General features: G+C 72.6%; 10 protein-coding genes and 2 pseudogenes. 6 read left to right on the top strand and 6 right to left on the bottom strand.

The annotated features are described in order from the left end of the window. Window positions 1-167: 167 nt before the first annotated feature. Complete coding sequence (locus tag RIM90_RS27310) at window positions 168-1,244, top strand: P1 family peptidase (protein ID WP_309063416.1); 1,077 nt, start codon at window positions 168-170, stop codon at window positions 1,242-1,244. Window positions 1,245-1,413: 169 nt separating this feature from the next. On the opposite strand, the gene RIM90_RS27315 is transcribed toward RIM90_RS27310, so the two are convergent. After that, the gene (locus tag RIM90_RS27315) at window positions 1,414-2,541 is read right to left on the bottom strand and encodes a CapA family protein (RefSeq protein ID WP_309063417.1); all 1,128 of its coding nucleotides are present in this window, start codon (window positions 2,539-2,541) and stop codon (window positions 1,414-1,416) included. A gap of 289 nt (window positions 2,542-2,830) precedes the next feature. Here RIM90_RS27315 and RIM90_RS27320 point away from each other — a divergent pair, with 289 nt between their 5' ends. Continuing rightward, window positions 2,831-3,409, top strand: coding sequence for a restriction endonuclease (locus RIM90_RS27320; RefSeq protein ID WP_309063418.1), 579 nt, complete (start codon window positions 2,831-2,833; stop codon window positions 3,407-3,409). 518 nt (window positions 3,410-3,927) lie between these two features. Here the strand turns inward: RIM90_RS27320 and RIM90_RS27325 are convergent. Then, complete coding sequence (locus RIM90_RS27325) at window positions 3,928-4,929, bottom strand: alpha/beta hydrolase (protein WP_309063419.1); 1,002 nt, start codon at window positions 4,927-4,929, stop codon at window positions 3,928-3,930. 211 nt (window positions 4,930-5,140) lie between these two features. Between RIM90_RS27325 and RIM90_RS27330 the strand changes: the two genes are divergently transcribed. Beyond that, window positions 5,141-5,902 carry a helix-turn-helix domain-containing protein gene (locus RIM90_RS27330; protein ID WP_309063423.1) on the top strand — a complete coding sequence of 254 codons (762 nt, stop codon included), beginning with the start codon at window positions 5,141-5,143 and terminating at the stop codon, window positions 5,900-5,902. Between the two features lie 144 nt (window positions 5,903-6,046). Here the strand turns inward: RIM90_RS27330 and RIM90_RS27335 are convergent. Both RIM90_RS27335 and RIM90_RS27340 read right to left on the bottom strand, forming a co-directional pair. Then, window positions 6,047-6,178 (bottom strand): annotated as a pseudogene (locus RIM90_RS27335) (IS110 family transposase); the annotation flags it as partial. A gap of 963 nt (window positions 6,179-7,141) precedes the next feature. Further along, complete coding sequence (locus tag RIM90_RS27340; RefSeq protein ID WP_309063424.1) at window positions 7,142-7,690, bottom strand: transposase; 549 nt, start codon at window positions 7,688-7,690, stop codon at window positions 7,142-7,144. 250 nt (window positions 7,691-7,940) lie between these two features. Here RIM90_RS27340 and RIM90_RS27345 point away from each other — a divergent pair, with 250 nt between their 5' ends. Genes RIM90_RS27345 through RIM90_RS27355 form a run of 3 tightly spaced genes read left to right on the top strand, consistent with a single transcriptional unit; the run spans window position 7,941 to window position 10,477 of the window. Further along, window positions 7,941-8,219, top strand: coding sequence for a polyprenyl synthetase (locus RIM90_RS27345; RefSeq protein WP_309063420.1), 279 nt, complete (start codon window positions 7,941-7,943; stop codon window positions 8,217-8,219). Next, a complete protein-coding gene (locus tag RIM90_RS27350) occupies window positions 8,212-9,264 on the top strand; it encodes a polyprenyl synthetase family protein (protein ID WP_309063421.1) in 1,053 nt (350 codons plus the stop codon). Before RIM90_RS27345 ends, RIM90_RS27350 begins: the two co-directional genes overlap by 8 nt. Before the next feature lie 49 nt (window positions 9,265-9,313). Continuing rightward, the gene (locus RIM90_RS27355) at window positions 9,314-10,477 is read left to right on the top strand and encodes an oxygenase MpaB family protein (RefSeq protein ID WP_309063422.1); all 1,164 of its coding nucleotides are present in this window, start codon (window positions 9,314-9,316) and stop codon (window positions 10,475-10,477) included. Window positions 10,478-10,537: 60 nt separating this feature from the next. Here RIM90_RS27355 and RIM90_RS27360 read toward each other — a convergent pair. Together RIM90_RS27360 and RIM90_RS27365 are read right to left on the bottom strand one after the other, a co-directional pair. Continuing rightward, window positions 10,538-10,720 (bottom strand): annotated as a pseudogene (locus RIM90_RS27360) (IS6 family transposase); the annotation flags it as partial. Between the two features lie 95 nt (window positions 10,721-10,815). Then, the coding region (locus RIM90_RS27365; RefSeq protein ID WP_309063425.1) for a multicopper oxidase domain-containing protein at window positions 10,816-10,916 on the bottom strand (101 nt) is incomplete at its 5' end.

Below are 10,916 nucleotides of genomic sequence, written 5' to 3' on the forward strand. Positions count from 1 at the left end.
ACGGCAGCTCTCCTCCGCGCCGGGCATGCGGCCGAGTACGTCCGCCACGACCTGCCGCCGGACCGGACCGAGGCCGTCCCGGCACCGCTGCGCTCGGCCGCATGCCCGGCCACGGCCGCGGCTCCGCCCACACCCCTCGACGGGCCGGACGCGTAGCGTCCGGCCGTATGGAACCACTGGCTCACCCACAGTCCGCCCCCGGCACCCGGCGCCGGGCCCGTGACCTCGGCATCGTCATCGGGCACACCGCCACCGGGCCTTTCGACGCGATCACCGATGTGCCGGGCGTCCGCGTCGGGCACACCACCGTCCGCCGGCGGCCCGACGTGCACAGCGGGGTCACCGCAGTCGTGCCCGATGCCGTCGGCCCCCGTACACCGCTGCCCGCAGGGGTGTTCACCGGCAACGGCTACGGCAAACTCACCGGCACGACCCAGCTCACCGAACTCGGCACGCTGGAGACCCCGGTACTGCTCACCTCCACCCTGTCGGCCTTCCGCGTCGCCGACGCCCTCGTCGGCTGGATGCTCCAGCGGCCCGGATGCGAGGAGGTGCGGAGCCTCAACCCCGTCGTGGGGGAGTGCAACGACGGCTTCCTGTCCGACATCCGCGCACGGCCCGTCCACGAGGAGCACGTCCGGGCGGCCCTCGACACGGCGTCCGGCGGGCCGGTGGCCGAGGGCTGCGTCGGCGCGGGAACCGGCACGGTCGCACTGGGCTTCAAGGCCGGCATCGGGACCGCCTCACGCACCCCGGACCTGGGAGGCCGGCGCTTCACGGCGGGTGTCCTGGTGCAGGCGAACTTCGGCGGCACGCTGCGGGTGCTCGGCCGCGCCGTCACCCCGCAGTCCATGGGGCTGGATGCCGACGGTCCGGCACCGGTCGCGGAGACCGGCTCCTGCATGATCGTGGTGGCCACGGACGCCCCTCTCGACGCCCGGCAGCTCACCCGTGTCGCGCGGCGTGCGGTGTTCGCCCTGGCCCGCACGGGCGCGTCCTACAGCCACGGCAGCGGCGACTACGCCGTGGCGTTCGGTACGCGACCGGGCGCCGGTGCTCCGGTGGCGGACGCCGAACTGGGGCCGCTGTTCGAAGCGGTCCTCGACGGGGTCGAGGAGGCGGTGCTCAACTCCCTGCTCGCCGCGACGACGACCACCGGCTTCGGCGGCCGGACCGTGCCGGCGCTCCCGGCGGACCTGCTGCTCGCCGCCCTCACCGCTCCCGCGGCACCGCAGGCGCGCTGACAGCGGACAGTGGTGGCCGGGCGGGGCGTTCGGGGCAGGGGGCGACCGGCCGGCGTCGCCGGGGCGGTTCTGCCCTGCCGCCGACGGCCCGCGCGGACACGGACACGACCGGTTCCGGGCCGCCGCGGCGGCTCCGGCCGGCCAGGCGGCCCCCGCCGAAGCCCACGGCTCACGAGCCGGCCTCCGCGGCGGACGGCTCCAGCGAGAGCGTGCCGTCGGGCTCGAGGACCGGGTGCACGTCGGCGCTGACGCGGTCGAGGGTCGCGTGCATCCAGGAGGCGTCCCGGTACGGGGCGGACTCCAGCCGCATGCGCCGGGAACGCAGGGGCACCATGCGCAGACCGAGAAACCGGCCGGTGTCCGCCGCCACCGTGACGAAGTAGGCGAGCCGGAGGTCGTCGCGGTACTCCTCGTAACCGCTGATGCCCTCGTAGTCGTCGATGAAGTCGCCGCAGCCGTACAGGATCAGCCTCTGCCGGTGCACCTCGATGGGGCGGGGGTGGTGCGAGGAGTGCCCGTGGACGAGGTCGACGCCGCCGTCCACCAGGGCGCGCGCGAAACGGGTCTGCTCGCGGGGAACGCGGTACCCCCAGTTGGAACCCCAGTGCACGGACACGACCACGATGTCGCCCGCACGCTTCGCCCGCTGCACGCGCCGCACCACCGCGTCGGCCGCGGCGGCCGACAGGTCGGGGACATGGGCGACGCCGGGGAGGGCCGCGGTCGCCGCCCAGCCGGGCGGGATGCCGCTGGAGCCCGCTCCGAGGGCGAGGAGGAGGACACGGCCACCGGTTCCGACGGGGACGGCCACCGGCATGTACGCCTCGTCGGCGTTCCGGCCGGCGCCCGCCACCCGCAGGCCCGCGCGGCCGAGGGTGTCCAGCGTCTCCTCCAGGCCCGCCCGGCCGAAGTCCAGCACGTGGTTGTTGGCCAGGACGCAGACGTGGGGCCGGGCCACCGTGAGGGCGGACACGTTGGCCGGATGCATGCGGTAGTGGACCGCCTTGCCGGGCGCGAACGCGTCACTGCGCGTGACGGATGTCTCGAGATTGATGATCCGGACGTCCGGGGCGGCCGCTTCCAGCAGCCGGAGTGCCTCACCCCACGGCCAGGACGGGGGCACGGGGGCCGGTACCGGGCCGTTCACCGACTCGGCCATGCGCACATAGGACCGGGCATCCGTGACATGGACCTCCCGCAGCGCGGGATCGCCGGGCCGGGCAAGGATCTGATCGACACCGCGCCCGAGCATCACATCGCCGCACAGGAAGAGCGTGACCACGTCGCCGCTGGTCATACTTCAACGGTAAGAGCTTCTGCCTGACGCGGCTCGGAGCGTCTCGGCGCGCGTCGACTGCCCCGGCGCTCATCACCGCCGGCCACTTCCGCCGCGACGGCGAACGCCTCTTCCGGAACGTGAGTAGCCGGGAAAGGCCGTCGTCATCGGACTCCTCGACCACGAGACCCACGACCGCCTTGTCGTCCAGATCGACGACCTGCGCGCCGTGGTCGCCCTTCGGCGGATGGACCGGGCCCGGGACGGGGAGTGACAAGTCGGCACAGCCGGACGACGGAGGGGGAGACCCATGGGGACGATCCTGTTGGTGGCGTTGGCAGCGGGGGTGGCCGCGGTCGTGGTCACACGCCTGGTGCGCGCCGGGCGGCGCGAGGCCCGAGCCGAACGAGCACGGCTCGTCCGGGAAGCCGGGAGGGAGGCGCGCCGGTCGCTGGACGCGATCTGGGCGATGGACGATCGCCGGTTCGAGGAGTACGTCGCCGACCTGTGCCGTCGGGACGGCTGCACCGACGTGCGGCGCGTCGGCGGCGCCGGCGACCTCGGGGCCGATGTGACCGGCCGCCTGCCCGACGGCCGCCGCTTCGTCATCCAGTGCAAGCGGTACGCCAAGCACCGCACCGTCGGCAGCCGCGACATCCAGACGTTCAACGGCACCGCCCGTGCCGAACACGGCGCCGACACGCCGGTCTTCGTCGCGTCCTGCGTCTTCACCAAGCCGGCCCGCGACTTCGCGGCCCGCCACCGGCTGTGCCTGATCGACGTCAACCTGCTCGGCTTCTGGAACAGCGGCACCCCCCTGACCTCGTTCCTGGACCTGGACATCAGCCGCTCCGGCACGAACCGCAGGCTCCGCCCGGACCACGACTGAGAGGGGCGTCGTGGAGCTCCCGCTCGTCCCGGGGCGAGCGGCCGGCCCATGCCCACGGCCGGGCCGGCCTCCTCTGACGGGTGCGGCCCGGCGAGCCGGGCAGATCTTGGCCGGGCCGGTACGGGTTCGGCGGCACGCTCGGCTCCCGCAAGCCGCACTTCTGGGCCGCGCAGGCGTGGGAGGACGTACGGTACTTCGCCGACGCCGCGCTGCGGACGGCTCCGGACGACCCCCTGGAAGCCCTGATCCGGTCGGGTCCCGAGGGCGACAGCGACGCCGAGCACGTGGACGCCGGCCTCTTCCCTCCCCTCGACGGCCTGTGGCGTTCGGGGCCTCTCGTCGCCCGCGGCCCGCAGACCGCGGCCCGGCTGCACCGCTGCTGGCAGGAGGCCGCTCCGCCCCACCGGGACTGTGCGAGCCGTATGCGCCCCGGGCCGCGGGACCGGGGCGATGGATCGCGGACTTCGAGGAGCTCGCCGAAGGCGCGGCGGCCGGGACGGACGAGTGGTGATGCCGGGTCAGCGTGGTGCGGTTTCGAGAGCGAGGCCGAGCAGGAGGGCTCCGGTGGTGTCGGGGTCCTCGAACATGGGTGTGTGGCCGACACCGTCGAGGACCTCGATCCGGGCGTGGGGGACTCGGCGGTAGTCCTGGGCGGAGGACGGCTGCCATCGCCGGTCCTGGGAGCCGAAGATCACCAGGGTCGGCAGGCCGAGGCCGGCGAGCCGGTCGGGGACGGGCCGTTCCTTCAGGAACGCGCCGGACGCCTCGTCGGTCGCGGTGAGGCTGCGGTAGGTCATACCCCGGACGCCGGCGACGATCCGGTCGGGGATCCGCACCTCGCGGGTGAACGCGGTGCTCAGCGCGTCGCGGACCGTGCTGTCGGTGCGCAGCCGCCAGATCAGTTCCCCTACCACCGGCGTGGTCATCAGGCGGGCGACGAAGCTGTCGCCGAGGAACGCGTCCGCCCGCGGGCCGGTGTCGATCAGCGCGAGCGCCGCCACCAGGTCGCGGCGCTGCTCGGCCAGCGACGTGGCGACGGCGCCGCCGGTGGAATGCCCGACGACGGTTGCGCGGCGCACCCCGAGCCGATCGAGTACGGCCCCGACCCGGCGTGCCTGCTCCGCGATGCCGTAGCCCTCGGCCGGTTTGGCCGATCCGCCGTGCCCGAGCAGGTCCACCCGCACCACGCGCAGGTCCCGCAACGCCGGCAGCACTGGATCCCACCATGCCGTCGAGCCGGCCAGGCCGTGCAGGAGCACCATCGTGGGTGCGTCGCGCGGCCCCTCCTGCACGACGTGGATGTCCCCACCGGGCAGGCGCACGATCTGCCCGCCGGAGGCTTCGGCCGTCTCCGTGCGCACGGACACCGTGTTCCACGCGAGGAGGACGGTCAGCACGCCGGCGGCCAGCAGCGTGATCCGCCGCCGTCGACTCCACGCCCGCCGTCCGCGCAGGACGCTCGGCGTCGCGTCTGCGCGGCTGTGGGTGTGCTGGTCCTGCGGGGTGGTCGTCTCCTCCATGGCCCCTCCGTCGCTCGGTTCGTGGTGCCATCACCCTCCCGGCGGCCCACGCGACGGGTCTTGGAGAAATGTCCGCCTCCGCGCGTGATTGATCCCGCCGCCGAGCCGCTCGTAGAGTTGAGACGTGCGACCACTACGCCGGACGGCAGATCCCATCGCTGCCTGGGAGATCGCGCGACCGTCGCGCGCAGCCGCGCTGCCCGGTGTCGACATGGCCGGATTCCGTATCCACGGCGACAGCCCCATCGAACTACGGGCCATCCCCCACCCGGCCGTCACCGTGGCCGTCGAGTTCGGTGACCACCTGTTCGACATCCACGGCGCGGCCGGCCGGATGCGGTCGGAGAGCCTGGCCGCCGGACTCGCCTTCAGCGCGTTCCAGGTGCGCGCCGAGAACGTCGAGTGTGTGCAGATACGCCTGTCCCCGCTTGCCGCGCACGCCGTGTTCGGGCTCCCGCTCGTGGAGTTGCGCGGGAGCGTCATCGCGCTCGACGACCTGTGGGGCCGCGACACGTCGCGCCTGCGGGAACGACTTCACCACGCGCGGACCTGGCCGGAGCGCTTCGCGCTGATCGACACAGAACTGTCGGTCCGGCTCCGTTCGGGCAGGGCGGTCGATCCCGAGGTGGCCTGGGCCTGGCGCCGGATCGTCGCCAGCCGTGGCCGAGCCCGGGTGAACGACCTCGCGGCCCGGACCGGGTGGAGCCGCCAGCGCATGTGGTCACGCTTCGGTTCGCAGATCGGCCTGACACCCAAACGCGCCGCCATGCTGGTCCGTTTCGATCAGGCCGTCCACCGCATGGTCCGCGGGCACACCCCCGCGCGGGTGGCAGCGGACTGTGGCTATGCCGACCAGTCCCACCTCCATCACGACGTCCGCGCGTTCACCGGGACAACCCCCACCGCCGCCGCGAACGAGCCGTGGCTGGCCGCCGACGACACAGCCTGGCCGGCACACGGCGGCTCGGCCTGAAGCCCTCGCGCAGCGCGAGCGAGGTCCCGAGAGGGACGGCCGGTTCGACTGAGGGGTCCGTCGGCGCGGCGTTCACGAGCGTGCGGGTCTTCTCCGTCGTCACCGGCATCTGCCGCCTGCTCACCGACCCGGTGCGGTTCCCCTGCGGCCCATGGTGACCAACCGCCGTCGGCCGGCCTTGCGTATCCGGGCCGGGGATCCGAACCGTTCCAGCAGCGTGAGGACGGCCGGGTGCTGCAACCGCGGCCCCGGCACCCGTTCCAGCGACGGATGGATCCGGGGCACTGCGATTTGGCGGACACGCCTGCTTGCTGACCGTTTCAGAATGAGTTGATCCTGCGGGTCTTCACTCGACGGTCTTGGCCGGGGTGTGCCCGGTGTGCGTGCTGATCCTGTTCCCGGCGACGTGGGGGAGCGGGCGGCCCCGCACGCGGAAAAGGTCAGGCTGCCCGCCGGTACCCCCAGGTACCCCCGGTGCGGTCCCACGCCTCCAGTCATCTGTGGCACCTCTCTGCGCTGTCAGGGGGGGTGGCCACCCGGCGCACTCCCCGTGGCCAGAACCTCAGCGCAGTACGCCCGGGTGGTTTACCCGGCGCACCCGCCGATCGGTCGCATGCCCTCACCTACCTTCAGGGCGTAGTGACGCGACTGCGTGGAGTGAAGGAAGGCCAGGGGGCGTCCGACATCCATGGGCCGACTGGCTGCCCTCGCCTCGACAACCCCGCTACCGACCGGTCCCGGAGGATCCATGCGGCACCCCGTCTCCCGCCTGCGAACGCGAACACTGGCCGTGGGGCTCGCGTTGGCGGTGTCCGCGCTTCTGCCCTCGGGCTCCGCCGGTGCGGCCGACCAGTACGAGTGGGCGGCGCTGGGCGACTCGTACACTGCCGGCGGCTTCGTCGGCAAGCGCGCCACCCTGGTCCACCCCAACGCCAGAGCCCCGGCACCCGCACGGAAACGCGGCCCGGGGCCACCTGGCCGGCCGGCCCACGGAACGCCACCCCTTCGGGACCGGTACCTGTCGAGCGCTCGCCGAGCACACCCAGCGCGAGGCGTACCCGGAAGCCGCCGGACAGGCCCACGCCGACTTCGCCGCCCTCGCCGGCGGCGAAGCACCCGAACCCTGCACAGAGCCGAAGGCCCTGACCCCACGCTGAGCCGCTTGCCCTTCGCAACACGTCGGAAGAACAGAACCAGGTCAGCCAGTTGCTCGACCGTGCTCCTTCGGCCAGGGAACGGCTACTGCGGGAGAGCGCGGGCCTGGGTCTGCTGTGACAGGCGTCGCCGGCAGATGAGCGCGCATCCCAGGGTGAGGAAGGCTTCGCGGACGTCGTCACGGATCTCCCAGCGGATCCGCAGGCGGCGGAACCGGTGCAGGTGAGCGAGGGCGCGCTCGACCACCCAGCGGACCTTGCCCGGTCCGGAGCCGTGAGCGGTGCTGCGGCGGGCGATCACGGGTTCTCTGCCGCGCTTCCGCAGCAGGCGGCGGTACTCGTCGAAGTCGTAGCCCCGGCCGGCGCACAGCCGCCGGGGTCTGCGGCGGGGCCAGACGCCGGCCCCGGTCCGGTCCCGCGGCCGGCGCCCGGCCGTCACCCCGGAGCAGCCCACCGCCTCCTCGGGGACAGCACGCCAGGCGACACCGGTCCGCAGCACGTCCAGGACGCCCGCGAGCGCCGTTCGATCCGGAACACGCAACCGTCCCGGACAGCGGCGCCGCCGCTCGTGAGCTGGCGGCAGCAGCGGAGCCACCCGCTCCCACAGGTCGTCAGGAACGAGATCAGAACGCACCGGGGACAGCCCGTTGGCCGAGATCGTCAAGCACGGGACCCGCAGCTCGACTCGACCTGTGACGACCGGCCAGGCAGCCGACGAGGCTTGGGGTGGTGGTGCGCGTGCAGAACATGGCGTACACGCTTTCGAGATGGTCACCCGTTGGTGAGTTCTTCCCCCGCTGTCCTGTTCACGGAACGAGGCTGAGCGTGGTGGTGCGTGCCGCGCCGCATGACGCTTCGGTGCGCTGTGTGAGGGGAGAACACACGTGGCTGGGGATGGTGGACGCCGCGACGGCCTGGACGAGCGGGCGGTGCTGCTGGCGGCGGGGCTCGCCGATCTGGCGGTGAGCACGTTGGGGACAGCGTGGGGGACGGTACGCGGGCTGCTGCGGCGTTCGGACGCGACCGAGCTGGCGGCGGATGCCGAACGGGACCTGCGGGCGCGTGGCCGTCTGGCCCTGGACCGGTACGCGGCCGTGCCGCCGGCCCATCTCGAGGTTCTGGCCCAGCACGTCCTGGCCCGGCAGGCAGGCGGCGGTGTCTGAGGGGTGGGATGCGGCCGGGTTCAAGGCACGCGTTGATGAGGTACTGCGCGCATTCGTGAGCGCGGAGGCGGACCGGTTCGCGGACATCGATCCGCATCTCGCACCGGTGGCGGGGCAGCTGGAGTCGGCGGTGGCGCAGGGCAAGCGGTTGCGAGCGGCGTTCTGCTACTGGGGGTGGCGGGCGGCCGGACAGCCGGACAGCGACGCCATGGTGCGGGCGGCTGCCTCCATGGAGCTGGTGCACGCCGCGGCGGTCGTCCACGACGACCTCATCGACGACAGCCCCCTGCGGCACGGTCGTCCGACGGTCCACGTGGCCTTGCAGTCCGCCGTGGCGCACCGTCCCGGCGCGGCCCGTGCGGCACGGTCGCTGGCGATGCTCGTGGGTGATCTGCTGATGTCGCTGGCGGGCCAGTTGTTCGCCACCAGTGGCCTGCCGGCCGCCTATCTCGGCCGGGCCCGCCCGTTGTGGGGGGCTCTGGCCCGGGAGCTGATCGCGGGAGAGTGCCTGGAGATCCTGCACACCGCCGGCACCCCGGACACCGTGGCCTCCTTGAAGGTGATCCGCTACAAGACCGCCAAGTACACCGTCGAGCACCCCCTGCTGATCGGGGGCACCCTGGCTGGGGCCGGCGAGGAGTTGCGCACCAGCTACCGTGCCTACGGTCTGCCGCTGGGCGAGGCGTTCCAGTTGCGCGACGACCTGCTCGGCCTGTTCGGAGACGAGCAGGTCACCGGCAAGGCCAGCGCCGACGACGTGCGCGGGCACCGTCCCACCGCTCTGCTCGCCGAGGCGTGGCGGACGGCCGACGACGCCGAGAGGGGGCAGATGCGTGCCCTGCTGGGCCGCCCGGATCCCGACGGTGAGTGTCTGAGGCAGGTGCGGGAGCTGATGCGTCGGCTGAAGGCGCCGGACCGGGTGGAAGTCATGATCTCCGAACGCGTCGACGAGGCGCTGGCCGCCCTGGACGCAGCGCGTCTGCCCGCGCCCGCCACCACGGCCCTGCGCGCCCTGGCGTGCTCGGCCGCGCATCGCCAGTACTGATCCGCTTTTCCGGTCCGCTGTGTGACCGGCTCAGACAAGGAGCGCTGTCATGGGCTACACCGAGGCGTCGCTGGAGGTTCTGCGCGAGGTGGGCGACGAACTCGCCGACGCCACCGTGGCCACTCTCTTCGAGCGCGGGGAGGTGGGCAAGTTCAACACTTTGATGCGGTACGTCTCCACCGCGGGCGCGCCGCTGCCGGACGGGCTGCCCGACGTCGCCCGCGACTACCTTCAGGCGACCAGCCTGCCGCCCGCGTGGGTGGACTGGGGGGAGATGGAGAAGGCACGGCTGTTCTTCATCGACAACAACGTGCACATCTCCACCGCGCTGTCCTTCGCGTCCATGCCCGCCTGCTACGTCGTGCCGCACGTGGCGAAGCTGCTGTCGGCCACGCACTCGCTGAAATACCCCTCAAAGCGCATGGCCGAGACAGGCCAGTTCACCGTCTACCTCATGCAGCCCGACGCCTTCGAGGCCGGCAGCCGCTTCATCCCGGCCGCACAGAAGGTCCGCCTGCTGCACGCCGCCATCCGCCACCACCTGGCACGGGAGAACCGCTGGGACACGGCGGGGCTGGGAGTGCCGATCTGTCAGGAGGACATGATCGGCGGGCAGATGTTCTTCTCCCTGCTCGTCCTCGACAGCCTGCACCGCCTGGGCATCCACATGTCCGAGGAGGGCGCGAACGCCTACTTCTACGCCTGGCGGGTGGTCGGCGCCATGCTCGGCATCGACCAGGACGCCGTACCCAGGACCCTCGAGGACGCGCGCCGGTTCCTGGACCTGTACATGATCCGGCACATGGGCCCCTCGCAAGAGGGCGCGCACCTGACGCGGCAGCTGATCGACCTCTATGAGGAAGTCGTGCCAGGCACCTTCTTCGACCCGATCGTCTCCGCCCTGATCCGCTACCTCATCGGCGACACCTGTGCCGACTGGCTCGATGTCCCGAAAACCGCGTGGGACACCGTCGTCAAGGCCGTGCCCCACCTCCTCGGCGTCCTGGAGACCATCGAGGACCGCTCCCCGCTCGGCGCGTGGGCCTTGGACCGGCTCGGCCACCTCACCACCGTCCTGGAGCTGTCCTCGCTCACCCGTGGACGGGTGATGCACTACGCCGTCCCCGAGCACCTGAAGAAGGACTACGGCGTCAGCGACACGGTGCCCCGCACCCGCCGCTGGACCCCGCCGGTCGCGACCGTCACCGCATGACCGCCCGGCCGCGACTTCGTCCCGGCGGTTCTGCGCGAGGACGTCCAGGACACTGCCGTCCTGGACGACAGCCCGCCACCCGTACCTCCGCTCGCCATTGATCCCGATGAAGACCTCGCCCAGGTGCCGCTTGTCCCCGGCCGGGGACAAGCGGCAGCGCAGTCCGTCGGCACAGGCCTGCCCGGACTTCAGACACCACCGCCACACCGTCTCGTGGGAGACGGTCACGCCGTGCCGGAGCATCAGCTCCCCATTCCGGGTCGTGCGGTGTGGGGGCGACCCACTCCCACGGCACCGACTGCGGAGCGGGAGCGGGCGGCGTTCCGGAACGGGCCGGATCACCTGTGGTACGCGAGGGTCGTCATCATCCCGGACTCCGAGTGGTAGATGTTGTGGCAGTGCAGCATCCACAGTCCGGGGTTGTCCGCGTCGAAGTCCG

The organism is Streptomyces sp. (assembly GCF_031181555.1).
Classification (GTDB): Bacteria; Actinomycetota; Actinomycetes; order Streptomycetales; family Streptomycetaceae; genus Streptomyces; species Streptomyces fimbriatus.

Coding starts and splice junctions, on each gene's coding strand:
- RIM90_RS27315 (WP_309063417.1), bottom strand. CDS start 2,541: ATGACCAGCGGCGACGTGGTCACGCTCTTCCTGTGCGGCGATGTGATG.
- RIM90_RS27320 (WP_309063418.1), top strand. CDS start 2,831: ATGGGGACGATCCTGTTGGTGGCGTTGGCAGCGGGGGTGGCCGCGGTC.
- RIM90_RS27310 (WP_309063416.1), top strand. CDS start 168: ATGGAACCACTGGCTCACCCACAGTCCGCCCCCGGCACCCGGCGCCGG.
- RIM90_RS27330 (WP_309063423.1), top strand. CDS start 5,141: ATGGCCGGATTCCGTATCCACGGCGACAGCCCCATCGAACTACGGGCC.
- RIM90_RS27355 (WP_309063422.1), top strand. CDS start 9,314: ATGGGCTACACCGAGGCGTCGCTGGAGGTTCTGCGCGAGGTGGGCGAC.
- RIM90_RS27325 (WP_309063419.1), bottom strand. CDS start 4,929: ATGGAGGAGACGACCACCCCGCAGGACCAGCACACCCACAGCCGCGCA.